At 45.0% G+C, this 14,938-nt stretch carries 15 protein-coding genes and 1 other annotated feature; of the genes, 11 read left to right on the plus strand and 4 right to left on the minus strand.

Going from position 1 to position 14,938, the window contains the following annotated elements; all coding sequences use genetic code 11:
* Positions 1 to 52: 52 nt before the first annotated feature.
* The 9 genes from tet(35) to hisIE all read left to right on the plus strand — a co-directional run bounded on the left by tet(35) (position 53) and on the right by hisIE (position 9,200).
* Positions 53 to 1,654, plus strand: coding sequence for a tetracycline efflux Na+/H+ antiporter family transporter Tet(35) (gene tet(35) / locus R7Z50_RS04535; RefSeq protein ID WP_005378182.1), 1,602 nt, complete (start codon positions 53 to 55; stop codon positions 1,652 to 1,654).
* A gap of 180 nt (positions 1,655 to 1,834) precedes the next feature.
* Positions 1,835 to 1,972: a sequence feature (His leader region), on the plus strand.
* A 53-nt stretch (positions 1,973 to 2,025) separates the two neighbouring features.
* Positions 2,026 to 2,922 carry an ATP phosphoribosyltransferase gene (hisG, locus tag R7Z50_RS04540; protein WP_005378180.1) on the plus strand — a complete coding sequence of 299 codons (897 nt, stop codon included), beginning with the start codon at positions 2,026 to 2,028 and terminating at the stop codon, positions 2,920 to 2,922.
* Between the two features lie 5 nt (positions 2,923 to 2,927).
* Positions 2,928 to 4,226: a histidinol dehydrogenase gene (gene hisD / locus R7Z50_RS04545; RefSeq protein WP_054575132.1), complete on the plus strand. Its 1,299-nt coding sequence runs from the start codon at positions 2,928 to 2,930 to the stop codon at positions 4,224 to 4,226.
* Between the two features lie 12 nt (positions 4,227 to 4,238).
* Positions 4,239 to 5,279, plus strand: coding sequence for a histidinol-phosphate transaminase (hisC, locus tag R7Z50_RS04550; RefSeq protein WP_017634689.1), 1,041 nt, complete (start codon positions 4,239 to 4,241; stop codon positions 5,277 to 5,279).
* Between the two features lie 69 nt (positions 5,280 to 5,348).
* Positions 5,349 to 6,422: a bifunctional histidinol-phosphatase/imidazoleglycerol-phosphate dehydratase HisB gene (gene hisB, locus R7Z50_RS04555; protein WP_033905090.1), complete on the plus strand. Its 1,074-nt coding sequence runs from the start codon at positions 5,349 to 5,351 to the stop codon at positions 6,420 to 6,422.
* Between the two features lie 26 nt (positions 6,423 to 6,448).
* On the plus strand, positions 6,449 to 7,063 hold the full coding sequence (hisH, locus tag R7Z50_RS04560) for an imidazole glycerol phosphate synthase subunit HisH (protein ID WP_318148912.1): 615 nt from the start codon (positions 6,449 to 6,451) through the stop codon (positions 7,061 to 7,063).
* Between the two features lie 12 nt (positions 7,064 to 7,075).
* Positions 7,076 to 7,813 (plus strand): 1-(5-phosphoribosyl)-5-[(5-phosphoribosylamino)methylideneamino]imidazole-4-carboxamide isomerase, encoded by a 738-nt coding sequence (gene hisA / locus R7Z50_RS04565; protein WP_318084175.1) that lies wholly within the window; start codon positions 7,076 to 7,078, stop codon positions 7,811 to 7,813.
* Positions 7,795 to 8,568 (plus strand): imidazole glycerol phosphate synthase subunit HisF, encoded by a 774-nt coding sequence (hisF, locus tag R7Z50_RS04570; protein ID WP_318148913.1) that lies wholly within the window; start codon positions 7,795 to 7,797, stop codon positions 8,566 to 8,568. The genes hisA and hisF overlap by 19 nt, the downstream gene beginning before the upstream one ends.
* Positions 8,565 to 9,200 carry a bifunctional phosphoribosyl-AMP cyclohydrolase/phosphoribosyl-ATP diphosphatase HisIE gene (hisIE, locus tag R7Z50_RS04575; RefSeq protein WP_318148914.1) on the plus strand — a complete coding sequence of 212 codons (636 nt, stop codon included), beginning with the start codon at positions 8,565 to 8,567 and terminating at the stop codon, positions 9,198 to 9,200. Before hisF ends, hisIE begins: the two co-directional genes overlap by 4 nt.
* A 280-nt stretch (positions 9,201 to 9,480) precedes the next feature.
* Here the strand turns inward: hisIE and R7Z50_RS04580 are convergent, their stop codons facing one another.
* The 4 genes from R7Z50_RS04580 to R7Z50_RS04595 form a co-directional block, all read right to left on the minus strand.
* Positions 9,481 to 9,996 carry a YchJ family protein gene (locus R7Z50_RS04580; RefSeq protein ID WP_206969761.1) on the minus strand — a complete coding sequence of 172 codons (516 nt, stop codon included), beginning with the start codon at positions 9,994 to 9,996 and terminating at the stop codon, positions 9,481 to 9,483.
* A gap of 80 nt (positions 9,997 to 10,076) precedes the next feature.
* Positions 10,077 to 11,291, minus strand: a complete 1,215-nt coding sequence (locus R7Z50_RS04585; RefSeq protein ID WP_005378158.1) for an EAL and HDOD domain-containing protein — start codon at positions 11,289 to 11,291, stop codon at positions 10,077 to 10,079.
* Positions 11,292 to 11,389: 98 nt separating this feature from the next.
* Positions 11,390 to 12,127 carry a UDP-2,3-diacylglucosamine diphosphatase gene (gene lpxH / locus R7Z50_RS04590; protein WP_005378157.1) on the minus strand — a complete coding sequence of 246 codons (738 nt, stop codon included), beginning with the start codon at positions 12,125 to 12,127 and terminating at the stop codon, positions 11,390 to 11,392.
* Between the two features lie 60 nt (positions 12,128 to 12,187).
* Positions 12,188 to 12,682, minus strand: coding sequence for a peptidylprolyl isomerase (locus R7Z50_RS04595; protein ID WP_005378156.1), 495 nt, complete (start codon positions 12,680 to 12,682; stop codon positions 12,188 to 12,190).
* Positions 12,683 to 12,884: 202 nt separating this feature from the next.
* Here R7Z50_RS04595 and cysS point away from each other — a divergent pair, with 202 nt between their 5' ends.
* Positions 12,885 to 14,267 carry a cysteine--tRNA ligase gene (gene cysS / locus R7Z50_RS04600; RefSeq protein WP_005378155.1) on the plus strand — a complete coding sequence of 461 codons (1,383 nt, stop codon included), beginning with the start codon at positions 12,885 to 12,887 and terminating at the stop codon, positions 14,265 to 14,267.
* An 87-nt stretch (positions 14,268 to 14,354) separates the two neighbouring features.
* Positions 14,355 to 14,933 carry a thymidine kinase gene (locus R7Z50_RS04605; RefSeq protein WP_005378154.1) on the plus strand — a complete coding sequence of 193 codons (579 nt, stop codon included), beginning with the start codon at positions 14,355 to 14,357 and terminating at the stop codon, positions 14,931 to 14,933.
* The last annotated feature ends 5 nt before the right edge of the window (positions 14,934 to 14,938 follow it).

The raw sequence follows: 14,938 nt of genomic DNA on the forward strand, positions 1-14,938 counted from the left end.
TACGTGACTTGTCTGCAGTAGATCTCTAGCCAAACTTTGGTTTTTGAAGATCATGAATTTAATAGATTTTTCTAGTTCTCCTGTTTCATTATTGCCACCTATTGTCGCTTTGACTTTGGCGATTTTGACTCGACGTGTATTAGTTTCCTTGGGTGTAGGTATCGTGCTAGGTGCGGTGCTACTTAATAGCTGGTCTATCAGCGACACCGCAGGTTACGTCAGTTCTCAAGTTTCTTCTGTCTTTATTGAAGATGGCGGAATTAACACTTGGAACATGAGCATTGTTGGTTTCCTAATCTTATTAGGTATGACAACAGCTTTATTAACGCTATCTGGCGGTACTCGTGCTTTTGCTGAATGGGCACAATCTCGAGTGAAGAGTAAACGCGGCTCCAAACTTCTTGCCGCCTTTTTAGGCGTATTCATTTTTGTCGATGATTACTTTAATAGCCTTGCTGTTGGTGCGATCTCTCGCCCAGTAACCGATCGCTTTTATGTGTCTCGCGCTAAGCTTGCGTACATTCTAGACTCAACCGCTGCTCCAATGTGTGTAATTATGCCTGCTTCTAGCTGGGGTGCTTACATTATTACTATTATTGGCGGGATCTTAGTCTCACATGGGATCACAGAGTATTCGGCTCTTGGCGCATATGTTCGTCTTATTCCAATGAACTTCTACGCCGTTTTTGCGCTGCTAATGGTGTTCGCTGTTGCGTGGTTTGGTCTTGATATTGGTAAAATGCGTGAGCATGAGATCTCTGCATCGCAAGGTCGTGGCTTTGATAAAGACAAAGAAAATGACTCGCAAGAAGCGCATGACCTAAACGAAGAGCTAGATATCCGTGAAAGTGAAAAGGGTAAAGTGTCAGATTTGATACTTCCTATCGTGACGCTGATTATCGCGACTATCGCTTCAATGCTTTACACGGGTGGCCAAGCATTGGCTGCTGATGGTAAGGAGTTTGCGCTTCTTGGTGCTTTTGAAAATACAGATGTAGGTACATCACTAATCTACGGTAGCTTGCTTGGCTTAGCAGTTGCACTGTTTACTGTTGTGAAGCAAGGTCTACCAATGGCTGAGATCGCACGTACACTTTGGATTGGTGCTAAGTCTATGTTTGGTGCGATTCTAATCTTAGTATTTGCCTGGACCATTGGTTCTGTTATCGGTGATATGAAGACTGGTACTTACCTTTCGACAATGGCGCAGGGCAACATTAACCCGCACTGGCTACCAGTTATCCTATTCTTGTTGTCTGGCCTGATGGCGTTCTCAACAGGTACTTCATGGGGTACGTTCGGCATCATGCTACCAATCGCGGGTGATATGGCTGGCGCAACAGATGTAGCGCTAATGCTACCGATGCTGAGTGCGGTTTTAGCTGGTGCGGTATTCGGTGACCATTGTTCACCAATCTCAGATACGACTATCCTGTCATCGACGGGTGCACGTTGTAACCACATTGACCACGTATCAACACAGTTACCTTATGCATTATCAGTCGCGCTTGTTTCATGCGTCGGCTTTATTGCCCTTGGTATGACTGCTTCAATTGCGTTCTCGTTCATTGCAGCGTCGATAACATTCGTTATCGTTTGCGCTATTTTGTCATGGCTTTCAAAGTCTAAAATAGCGTCTTGCCAGAGTGCGTAATTCACTGATTTAAAAGGTGAAATTGTAGGAGGCTTCGGCCTCCTTTTTTATTTGTATTATACAATTCGAATTTTTTTAAAATTAAGGGTTGAAAAAAGTAATCAGCTTGGTTAGTGTGGTTGGTAACAAAGCAAATGAGAAGAGCCTTGAAATAAGTATGCGTAATTTTGTAATGAACATTCATCACCATCATCACCCAATCTAGTCTTTCGGGCGATGTACGCATACCCGGGAGGCAGGAAACTCCCGGAGGTAAAATCAAAGTAAAAGCAGATTTTAAACCCTCGGGAGACTTCAATCTCCCGAGGGTTTTTTAGTTTTATTAGTTTGAAAAATACTTAGATATCAAAATCTTGCATAGGGACAAAGCAATGCAAACACAACGTTTAAGAATCGCAATTCAGAAAAAAGGTCGTCTTAGCAAAGAGAGTCAAGCTCTACTAAAACAGTGCGGCGTAAAGTTCAACGTAATGGGCGAGCGTTTAGTTGTCCATTCTGAAAATATGCCAATTGATTTACTCTTGGTTCGTGACGACGACATCCCAGGTTTAATTATGGATGGCGTGGTTGACCTTGGCTTTATTGGCGAAAATGAACTAGAAGAAGTTCGCCTTGACCGCAAAGCATTAGGTGAACCCTGCGAGTTTGTTCAGCTTCGTCGACTTGATTTTGGTGGCTGTCGTTTATCTATCGCAATCGACAAGGACGAAGAGTACAACGGTCCACAAGACTTAGCTGGCAAGCGTATTGCTACAACGTATCCTCAACTTCTAAAAGCGTACATGGATGAAGCCGGCGTTCCATTCTCTACATGTATGCTGACAGGCTCTGTAGAAGTTGCGCCTCGCGCGGGTCTCGCTGATGCTATCGCTGATTTGGTTTCTACAGGTGCAACACTGGAAGCGAACGGCCTTAAAGAAGCTGAAATTATCTTCAAATCAAAAGCGACATTGATTCAACGCACAGGTGAGTTCGACGCAGACAAAGTGGCGCTAATCGAAAAGCTGTTAACTCGCATGCAAGGCGTGCAGCAAGCGAAAGAATCTAAGTACATTATGCTTCACGCCCCAGCAGAGAAGTTAGATCAAATTAAAGCACTACTGCCAGGTGCTGAAGACCCAACTGTTCTTCCTCTTTCTGCAGATAAGCAGAAAATGGCTGTTCACTTAGTGAGTTCTGAAAACCTGTTCTGGGAAACAATGGAACAGCTGAAAGAGTTGGGTGCTAGTTCAATTCTCGTTCTACCAATTGAAAAAATGATGGAGTAAGCATCATGAGAACAGTCGTTTGGCAATCATTAAGTGAGAATCAGCAAGACTCTATTTTGGAGCGCCCTGCTATTGCAGAAGGTGCCAATATCACCACTGCTGTGGCCGAAGTTATTGCTAAAGTTCGAGAAGAAGGTGACTCTGCTCTTATTGAGCTGACCGAAAAGTTTGACCGTGTTAAGCCTGAATCCATTCGTGTTTCTTCTCAGGAAATTAAGGCAGCGTCAGAGCGTTTGTCAGAGTCAATGAAGAGCGCATTAGAGCAAGCTTACGCCAATATTTCTAAGTTCCACAAAGCGCAAAAGCCGCAACCGATCAAGGTGGAAACCCAGCCAGGTGTCCTTTGTGAACAAGTAACACGCCCAATTCAAAAAGTGGGTTTGTACATTCCGGGTGGCAGTGCGCCTTTGCCATCGACTGTTTTGATGCTCGGCGTTCCTGCAAAAATTGCAGGTTGTCGTAAAGTCGTTCTTTGTTCTCCACCGCCAATCGCAGATGAGATCCTTTATGTCGCGAAACTGTGTGGCATTGATGAAGTGTACAACGTCGGTGGTGGCCAAGCAGTTGCTGCAATGGCTTATGGCACCGAGACTGTATCGAAAGTAGATAAGATCTTTGGTCCGGGCAACGCTTACGTGACCGAAGCAAAACGACAGGTTAGCAATGATTTCCGCGGTGCTGCGATTGATATGCCAGCAGGGCCATCAGAAGTGTTAGTGATTGCAGATGAAACCGCAGATGCAGACTTTATCGCTGCGGATCTTTTGAGCCAAGCAGAACACGGTCCTGATTCTCAAGTGGTATTGGTGACTCCTTCTCCTGTGATTGCTGATCAAGTGACGGATGCGGTTCAACGTCAGCTTAAGGAGCTATCTCGTGCAGACATCGCAGAAAAGGCTCTGGCATCAAGCTTGATCATTATTTCCGAGTCGATGACGCAGTCAGTTTCTATTTCCAATTACTACGGTCCTGAGCACTTGATTGTTCAGACTAAGAACCCTCGTGAGCTTCTACCTCTATTAGATAACGCAGGTTCTATCTTCCTTGGGGATTGGTCGCCTGAATCTGCGGGAGATTACGCATCGGGGACTAACCACGTCCTTCCTACTTACGGTTATACACGTACTTATTCAAGCTTAGGTTTGGCGGATTTCTCTAAACGAATGACGGTTCAGGAGCTTTCTGCTGATGGTTTAAAGAACCTTGCACCAACGGTAGTCACGATGGCTGAAGCAGAAGGTCTGGACGCTCACAAACGTGCTGTTACTATCCGCGTAGAAAAATTAGCAAGTAAGAAAGAATAAGAGAGTAATGAGATGGAAAAGCTAGCGCGTAAACAAGTCCAACAGCTTACCCCTTATATGTCGGCTCGCCGAATCGGTGGTACGGGTGACGTATGGCTAAATGCCAACGAATCACCATTTAACAATGAATACAAAACAGACTTTGCTCGTCTTAATCGTTACAGCGAATGCCAACCGAAAGAACTGATTTCCGCTTACGCAGCGTATGCGGGTGTGAAACCAGAACAAACACTGACTTCTCGCGGCGCAGACGAAGGTATTGAGTTATTAATTCGTGCATTCTGTGAGCCGGGTGAAGATGCGATTCTTTACTGCCCACCAACTTACGGTATGTACGCCATCAGTGCAGAAACCATCGGTGTAGAGCGCAAAACCGTGCCGCTAACGTCAGATTGGCAACTAGACCTTGCAGGCATCGAAGCTAATCTGGATAACGTGAAACTGGTTTTTGTATGTTCGCCAAACAACCCAACGGGTAACTTGGTTAAGCGTGAGGACATTGTGTCTCTGCTTGAGATGACAAAAGACCGTGCAATCGTGGTGATGGATGAAGCGTACATCGATTTTTGTCCAGAAGCGTCAACGGTAGACCTACTGGCGCAATACCCGAATCTTGCGATTCTGCGTACTCTGTCGAAAGCTTTTGCGCTTGCAGGTCTGCGTTGTGGATTTACGCTTGCGAACGAAGAGCTTATTAATGTACTTCTTAAAGTTATCGCACCTTACCCAGTCCCAGTTCCAGTGGCAGAAATTGCGACTCAGGCGCTTTCGGAAGCTGGTTTAGCACGAGCGAAGTTTCAAGTTCTCGATTTGAATGCAAACCGTGCTTACTTGCAAGTTGGCCTTTCAATGATTCCGGGCTTGGAAGTGTTTGAAGGGTGGGGGAACTACCTATTGGTGAAATTCCCAGATGGCGATGACCTTTTCAAAGCGGCTTGGGATACGGGCATTATTTTGCGTAACTCGCCAATTGAAAATTGTGTGCGTATCAGTGTGGGTAACCGTGACGAGTGCGAAAAAACGCTTGGATTTATCAGAAACTACTACGCATAAATAGAGACAGAATTTATCGCTCTCGCTCAATAGCGGGAGCGCCAAAAGAATAGCAATAAGGAAGTTCGAGTGAGCAAACAACAAAAAATCCTTTTTATTGATCGTGATGGCACCTTAATTGTCGAGCCGCCGATTGATTTTCAAGTAGACCGTTTAGACAAACTAAAGCTAGAGCCATTTGTTATCCCAAGCCTGTTGTCGTTGCAGGATGCAGGATACCGTCTAGTGATGGTCACGAACCAAGATGGTTTGGGTACCGACAGCTACCCACAAGAAGATTTTGATGCACCACACAACATGATGATGGAGATCTTTGAATCTCAAGGTGTGAAGTTTGATGATGTGCTGATTTGTCCTCACTTTGATGAAGATAACTGCTCTTGCCGTAAGCCTAAATTGGGCTTGGTAAAAGAGTACCTTCAAGGTGGCAAAGTGGATTTCCAAAATTCTGTTGTGATTGGCGATCGTCAAACTGATCTTCAACTTGCAGAAAACATGGCAATTCGTGGCATTCAATACAACCCAGAAACCATGGGTTGGAAACAGATCCTGAAAGATCTCACGGTGAAGGCACGCGTTGCTGAAGTGGTTCGCACCACAAAAGAAACGGACATCAAAGTATTCGTTAATCTTGACGAACAAGGCGGCAATGACATCTCTACTGGTCTTGGCTTCTTCGACCACATGCTGGATCAAATCGCGACACACGGCGGGTTCCAGATGGTGTGCAAAGTAGAAGGTGACCTGCACATTGATGATCACCACACAGTGGAAGATACCGCTCTTGCGTTAGGTCAAGCGTTGAAAGAAGCACTGGGTGACAAGCGTGGTATTGGTCGCTTTGGCTTTAGCTTGCCAATGGATGAGTGTTTGGCGCAATGCGCACTAGACCTATCAGGTCGTCCTTACCTTAAGTTCGACGCGCAGTTTAGTCGTGAGCAAGTGGGTGATCTTTCAACAGAGATGGTGGTTCACTTCTTCCGCTCTCTGACTGACACATTAGCGTGTACGTTGCACCTTTCTTCTGCGGGCAACAATGATCACCACATCATTGAAAGTCTATTTAAAGCGTTTGGTCGTACGTTACGCCAAGCAATCAAAGTAGAAGGCACTGAGCTACCAAGTAGTAAAGGCGTGCTTTAAGGCTAACGTTAGCAAGGAGAAAAACAGTGACAGAACAGAAAGTTGTCATTATCGATACTGGCTGTGCCAACGTTTCTTCGGTGAAGTTTGCCATTGAACGCCTAGGCTATGACGTAACGATTTCAAAAGATCCGCAAGTCGTATTATCCGCAGATAAGCTATTCCTACCGGGTGTGGGAACCGCCAGCGAAGCGATGAAGAACCTAGAAGAACGCGATCTTATCAGCTTGGTAAAACAGGTAGAAAAGCCGTTGTTAGGTATCTGTTTAGGTATGCAACTGTTGGGCAAAGTGTCTCAAGAGAAAGGGCAGAAAGCCGACGAGTTGGTTGAGTGTCTTGGAGTTTGTGATGGCGAAGTGAAGCTACTACAAACTGGCGATTTGCCACTGCCGCATATGGGTTGGAATACAGTGTCTGCGAAAGCAGGTAATCCACTTTTCAAAGGTATTGAAGAAGGAGAGTATTTCTACTTCGTGCACAGCTTTGCGATGCCAGTTGGGGATTACACGATTGCGGAATGTGAATACGGCAACCCATTCACAGCAGCAGTACAAAGCGGTAACTATTACGGCGTGCAATTCCACCCTGAGCGTTCTTCAAAAGCGGGTGCGAAGCTTATTCAAAACTTCTTAGAATTATAAAAGGGATTTAGTGTGATTATTCCAGCTCTTGATTTAATTGAAGGACAGGTGGTTCGCCTTTATCAAGGTGATTACGGCCAAGTAACCGAGTACAAAGTCGACCCGGCAGAGCAGTTCAACTTGTACCATCAAGCAGGCGCTAACTGGCTGCACTTGGTGGATTTAACTGGCGCGAAAGACACAACAGCACGCCAGCTTGATTTGATTGCAAAACTACTAGCAAGCACACCAGCAAAGATCCAAATTGGTGGCGGTGTACGTACAGAGCAAGACGTGATTGATCTGCTAGAAGCTGGTGCTCAGCGTGTTGTTGTTGGTTCTACAGCAGTAAAACAACCAGAGCTTGTGAAAGGTTGGATGGAAAAATACGGCGCAGAGAAAATCGTTCTTGCGTTAGACATCAACATCGACCAAGACGGCACACGTAAAGTAGCGATCTCTGGTTGGCAAGAAGACTCAGGCGTGACCATCGAAGCTCTGATCAACGATTACCTAACGGTAGGTCTACAACACGTGCTTTGCACGGACATTTCTCGTGACGGTACGCTAGAAGGCTCAAACGTAGAGCTTTACGTTGACCTATGCAAACAGTACCCACAAGTGCAGTTTCAATCTTCAGGTGGCATTGGCTCATTAGCAGATATCGAAGCGCTAAAAGGCAGCGGTGTGGCTGGTGTGATTGTTGGTCGTGCATTGTTAGATGGTAAGTTCACAGCAGAGGAGGCGTTTGCATGCTGGCAAAGCGAATAATTCCATGTCTTGATGTTCGTGATGGACAAGTGGTGAAGGGCGTTCAGTTCCGTAACCACGAAATCATTGGCGACATCGTTCCTCTGGCACAGCGTTATGCAGAAGAAGGCGCTGACGAGCTTGTGTTCTACGATATTACCGCTTCAAGTGATGGTCGTGTCGTCGATAAAAGTTGGGTCGCTCGCGTTGCAGAAGTGATTGATATCCCGTTCTGTGTGGCTGGTGGCATTAAATCAGCGGAAGACGCGGCGCGCATTCTTGAGTTTGGTGCAGACAAAGTGTCTATCAACTCACCTGCATTGGCGAACCCGCAACTGATTACTGACCTTGCTGATAAGTTTGGTGTGCAATGTATCGTCGTTGGTATCGATTCATACTACGACAAAGAGACCGGCAAGTATCAGGTTTACCAGTTTACTGGCGATGAAGAACGCACCAAAGCAACTCAATGGGAAACGCGTGATTGGGTGCAAGAAGTACAAAAACGCGGCGCTGGTGAAATCGTACTGAACATGATGAACCAAGATGGCGTGCGTAATGGCTACGATCTTGAACAACTTAATATGGTGCGTGAAGTGTGTAACGTGCCATTGATTGCATCGGGTGGTGCAGGTGCCATGGAGCACTTCGCAGAAGCCTACCAAAAAGCAAATGTGGATGGCGCGCTTGCCGCATCGGTATTCCACAAGCAAGTCATCAATATTGGTGAACTAAAGCAGTATTTGAAACAACAAGGCATTGAGGTACGACTATGAGTGTGAAAGCCGCCGAAGTAAGTTCGCTAGCTGAGCGAATCAACTGGGAAAAGGTGGATGGTCTGGTACCTGCCATCGTACAAGATTTCCAATCAAGCCAAGTGCTGATGATGGGTTACATGAACCAAGATGCGTTGGCAAAAACGGGCGAAACAGGTCAAGTGACGTTTTTCTCTCGTACCAAGCAACGTCTTTGGACGAAAGGTGAGACCTCTGGCAACGTATTGCAATTGGTGAACATGCAGCTCGATTGTGACAACGATACGCTACTGGTGAAGGTAAATCCCATTGGCCCTACGTGTCACTTGGGTAACACAACTTGCTGGGATGTGGACCCTCAAGAGGAGTCACAAATGGTGTGGCTTCATCAACTTGAGCAGCTATTGGCTGCCCGCAAGAGTGCCGACGCAGATTCCTCTTATACTGCCAGTCTTTATGCCCGTGGCACCAAGCGTATTTCGCAAAAAGTGGGCGAAGAAGGCGTTGAAGTCGCGCTTGCGGCGACGTCGGGCGATAAGGAGGAGTTAGTGTGTGAATCAGCAGATTTGATTTATCACTTAATGGTATTGCTTCAAGACCAAGGCTTATCGATGAATGACGTAGTGAACAAACTGAAAGAGCGTCATAAGTAAGCTTGCTATAGATAAGTGAAAGCCCCTATGCTCTCGAGCCTAGGGGCTTTTTTAATTTAGTGTTCTTGATTCGGGGTAAAAACCGGCAACAGTGCTAGTAGCGATTAGATTCTGAATCACACTCGTTCCTCGCCGTTCAGAATGACGGTATATTTTCTAATGGTGCTTGCAGTAGAGTTATTTACTTCAAACAGGTACATATATTCACGTTATTCCGACGAGCTTAGGTGAGGTCAGGAATCTCATTAAAGCGAACTCAATAAGCTAGGCGTGGATGCCTTTACCCACAACACTTCTTAAACTTCTTACCGCTTCCGCAGATACACGGATCGTTACGACCTAGCTTTAGGCTACTCACTGGCTGGCTCAATCGTGGATCCTGTTCTGGTTCTTCTTCTGGCTCTTCTTCAGGAAATGTGCCGTCAATGTAGTACCAAAGCCCATTTTCTTTTACGAAGCGAGAACGTTCTGTCATACAGTAGCGTTTGCCGTCTTCATCAAAGTAAGCGTTGAATTCAACAAAACCTTCATTCTCGTTACAACCCGCTTCAGCTTTTACTACCTCAAGTTTGCACCAATCGCTGTCGATAGATTGGGCAATGCCTTCACGTTGCTCTTCTGCATTACAGCTTGGGTGGTACGTGTTCACCACGTAATCTACCAGACCTAGCACATGCGCACTGTAACGAGAGCGCATTAACTGCTCCGGAGTGGTAACGTCAGCATGGTTATTGTGGGCAGTTTCACAACACTGTTGGTAGGTGCGGTTAGATCCGCAAGGGCAAGAAGAAGCCATAAAATGAAATCTCGATTAATTAAGCGGTAAAAACAAACAACCCCACAATTGCGAGGCTGGAGGTGAGGCATTATAGCGATTTAGGGCGTTTGAGACAGCAGTTCTTGAGCCCATTCCGTCGATTGATTAAAAGCGTCCGCTAATTGAGGTTCGGTTAATTTAAGAACGGTGCAATATCGCTCGGCTAACTCCCAGTCCGCTTGTTCGTAGGCGATCGTCATCGAAAGTAAGTGACCAAGTACGCCTTTTCGACTGGTTAATGCGAGTTTTATATCTTCGTCAACGGGGATATCTTCAATGACATCCGAGAGCGGTTGATCGAGCAAAGATCCGAGTAAAGAAAACATGCCTGTCAAAAAAGCCTGCCCAGGGTCATACCTAGTGTTCATTTGACTAAGTAACAGTTCACACATTCGTGCACGCTGAATCGCTAAAGAGTAAAGAGAGTCAGGTTTATCTTCTTGAACGGACGCAATTGCAACTAAGGAAATAAAGCGTCGTAGTCGCTCTTCACCCAGATAAATAAGCGCCTGTCTGAACGATTTGATCTTAGTCGTTAATGTATATCCTGAATTTACGTAAGTAAGCAGCTTGTATGACAGCGTTACATCAATCGAAAACAGACGTTCAACCTCATTGAAGTCGATGGGCTTATCAGCAATCTCTTTACAAAGTTGGATGACGGTAAGAAACGCGGGGTTCAACCGTTTTTTCTGGATCATCTCAGGTTTGCTAAAAAAATACCCTTGAAAATAGTTAAAACCGGCTTCTAGAGCTTGCTCGAACTCTTCATAGGTCTCTACCTTTTCCGCAAGAAAGTCGATTTTAAATGGGCTCAACGCCTGAATAAAAATGGCAGCTTTCTTGATCGGCACAAGTCTAATATCAAACTTGATCATGGAAACGTATGGAAGAAAACGCTTCCAAGCTTTCGTCGGAACAAAATCATCCAGAGCAATTTTGTATCCGCACTCATGAAGGTGCTTGATGGCTTCTAACAGTTCTTCTGTCGGTTCGCAGTCTTCAAGGACTTCAATGACGAGAGATTCTTTAGGAAACAAAGTTGGGACCAAGTTCACCAAGCTTTGATGCGGAAAGTTAACAAAGCCAAGTTTGTTTCCTAATGTGTTGTAATGCGTCGACAAAAAATGATCGGATAGCAGTCGACTAGTAGCCAGCTCTGGTTCTACTTCAGGGAAGGTATTTTTAGGGCCGTCTCGAAAGAGGAGTTCGTAACCTATGGTTCGTTTTTCTCTATCCAGAATCGGTTGGCGAGCTACGTAAGAATACTTCAATTAGGTACTTCGTTCTGTTTAACTTAGTATTATGATAATAGCGATTTTTTACAAAATATCTACGACTTGAGCGTGAATCTTCTACACGCTCTACATGCTTAACGCAAATTCTGTATGAACGGTCTCGTTTGCAGGTCAAAACTATCAGAATTTACTTTTAAAACTGAGCCTTGCGTATACCAATCCCCTAAAACAATTCGGGTCTTTTTAATGCCATCGACGTCAAAAAAATGTGTGTTCGGGCGATGTGTGTGACCATGAATCATTATGTTGACGCAGTTCTGAGACATCACTTTCTCGACCTCATTTTGGTTAACGTCCATGATATCTAATGACTTGCTCATTTTATCATCACGAATATCGGATTGAACTTTTGAGACAATTTTCTTCTTAATGAACCAAGGAATACGGTTAAACAACCATTGTAGCCATGGCTTGTGAACGGTTTTTCTAAACTCTTGGTATTTCACATCGTCAATGCAGAGCGTATCGCCATGTAGGATTACAGCTTTTTGACCATAAAGATCAATCGTGCAGACATCGTCGAGTAATGTCATACCGGTTTCTTTGCAAAAGCGTTTGCCGAGTAAAAAATCTCGATTGCCTTGGATGAAAAAAGTTGGCACACCCGCATCCGTCAGTGCTTTAAATTCTGCACGGATTTGGTCTGCAAAAGGGGTGTTGTCATCGTCACCAATCCAGAACTCAAACAGATCGCCGAGTACATAAAGTGCATCAGCTTTTGTTGCTTCTGTTCGCATGAACGTCACAAAACATTCCGTGATATCAGGACGTGATGGGGTAAGGTGAAGATCGGAAATAAATAATGTCGTCATAGAAATAAGGGGAAGCTATGCCTCCCCATTAACTTATCTTTTAAAAATAATTCCTAAGAATTACTCTTCAATTGTTGTACCAGTGATTACTACGTCTTCTAGAGGTACGTCTTGGTGCATGCCGTAAGAACCAGTGCTAACGCCTTTGATCTTATTTACGATGTCCATGCCTTCGATTACTTCACCGAACACACAGTAACCCCAACCATCTAGGCTTTCGCTACGGAAGTCTAGGAATGTGTTGTTGTTTACGTTGATGAAGAACTGAGAGCTTGCTGAATGCGGCTCCATAGTACGTGCCATAGCAAGTGTACCCACTTTGTTGCTTAGGCCGTTGTTTGCTTCGTTCTTGATAGGTGCACGAGTCGCTTTTTCACGTAGACCAGACTCCATACCACCACCTTGGATCATGAAGCCGTCAATAACACGGTGGAAAAGCGTGTTGTCGTAGAAACCGTCGCGGCAGTACTGAAGGAAGTTTGCGCTTGTCTCTGGCGCTTTCTCTTCGTTTAGTTGAATCTTGATGTCACCAAAATTAGTGTGAAGGGTGATCATGCTACTTTCCTTTACTGTGTTGTGTTGAGCCCGAGATTCTAGCCTAAGTTCTAGTGCTTTAAAAACTCAGGAAGAGGAAATTCTTCGTTTTGTGCTTGAAGTTTAGCCGATTATCGTTTTATCGGTTAATTGCTATTACCTAACTAGGTTGGAGTTGATATACTCATCTTCTTTTATTCATTCACAATCATAGATAGAGATCATGTTAAAGATATATAACACACTCACAAGACAGAAAGAGGAATTCAAACCAATTACAGCTGGCAAAGTCGGTATGTATGTCTGTGGAGTTACCATCTACGATCTCTGTCACATTGGTCACGGTCGTACTTTCGTCTCTTTTGACGTTGTATCACGTTACCTTCGCTATTTGGGCTATGATCTGACGTTTGTACGTAACATCACAGATATCGACGATAAGATCATCAAACGTGCTGCAGAAAATGGTGAGTCTTGCGATTCATTGACTGAGCGTTTGATTGGTGAAATGCACGCTGATTTTGATGCGCTGAACATGAAACGTCCGGACGTTGAACCTCGTGCGACACAGTTTATTGCTGAAATCATCGAATTGGTTGAGAAGCTAATCGAGCGCGGTTTTGCATACGTTGCAGATAACGGTGACGTAATGTTTGAAGTGGGTAAGTTCAACGAATACGGCAAGCTTTCTAAGCAAGACCTTGATCAGCTTCAAGCTGGCGCGCGCGTTGATATCGAAACAGCAAAACGCAGCCCTCTAGACTTTGTACTTTGGAAGATGTCTAAGCCGGGTGAACCAACGTGGGAGTCACCATGGGGGCCTGGTCGTCCAGGTTGGCACATTGAGTGTTCAGCAATGAACTCTTCAATCCTAGGTAACCACTTCGACATTCACGGCGGTGGTTCTGACCTTCAGTTCCCACACCATGAAAATGAAATCGCACAATCATGCTGTGCACACGATACACAATACGTGAACACATGGATGCACAGCGGCATGGTAATGGTAGACCGTGAGAAGATGTCTAAATCTCTAGGTAACTTCTTTACTATCCGTGACGTTCTTGGTCACTACGATGCTGAAACAGTGCGTTACTTCCTAATGTCTGGTCACTACCGTAGCCAGTTAAACTACAGCGAAGATAACCTAAACCAAGCACGTGCTTCGCTTGAGCGCCTGTACACATCTCTACGTGGTTTGGATCTAAATGCTGCTCCTGCTGGTGGTGAAGAGTACGTATCTCGCTTTACAGCAGCGATGAACGATGACTTCAATACACCAGAAGCGTACTCAGTTCTGTTCGACATGGCGCGCGAAGTTAACCGCCTGAAGACAGAAAACCTAGAGAAAGCGAGCGAGCTAGGTGCGCTAATGCGTGAACTAGCTGACGTGATCGGTATTCTTCACCAAGATCCTGAAGCCTTCCTAAAAGGTGATGCGGGTAACGATGATGAAGTGGCTGAAATCGAAGCTCTGATCAAGCTGCGTAACGACTCTCGTGCTGCGAAAGATTGGGCGAATGCAGATATGGCTCGTGACAAGCTGACCGAAATGGGCATTGTTCTGGAAGATGGTCCAGAAGGCACAACGTGGCGTCGTAAGTAATTGAATTTTCATTTTTAAAGGGCTGATAATTCAGCCCTTTTATTTTCCATTTCCATAAATTAAAACTTTAACTTTAGGTAATGCTCTGTGGCTCAGATGTATTTCTATTACTCAGCAATGAATGCGGGTAAATCAACAACGCTTCTTCAATCCTCTTTCAACTATCAAGAACGCGGCATGACGCCAGTTATTTTTACGGCTGCGCTAGATGATCGTTTTGGTGTCGGTAAAGTGAGCTCTCGTATTGGTCTTCAATCTGACGCACATTTATTTCGTCAGGATACCAATTTGTATCAGGAGATCGCAGCTCTGAATGAGGTTGAAAAACGTCACTGTATTCTTGTTGATGAGTGTCAGTTCTTGTCGAAAGAACAAGTTTATCAACTTACTGAAGTCGTTGATAAGTTGCATATTCCAGTATTGTGTTACGGCCTTCGCACCGATTTTCTAGGCGAACTTTTTGAAGGCAGTAAGTATCTATTATCTTGGGCAGACAAGCTGGTTGAGCTCAAAACAATCTGCCATTGCGGCCGCAAAGCGAATATGGTTATTCGTACCGATGAACACGGCGTGGCAATTAAAGAAGGCGATCAAGTTGCGATCGGCGGTAACGATAAGTATGTCTCCGTATGCCGCCAACATTACAAAGAAGCGCTCGGTAAATAAGCCGT

The organism is Vibrio sp. 1249-1, from assembly GCF_033340495.1.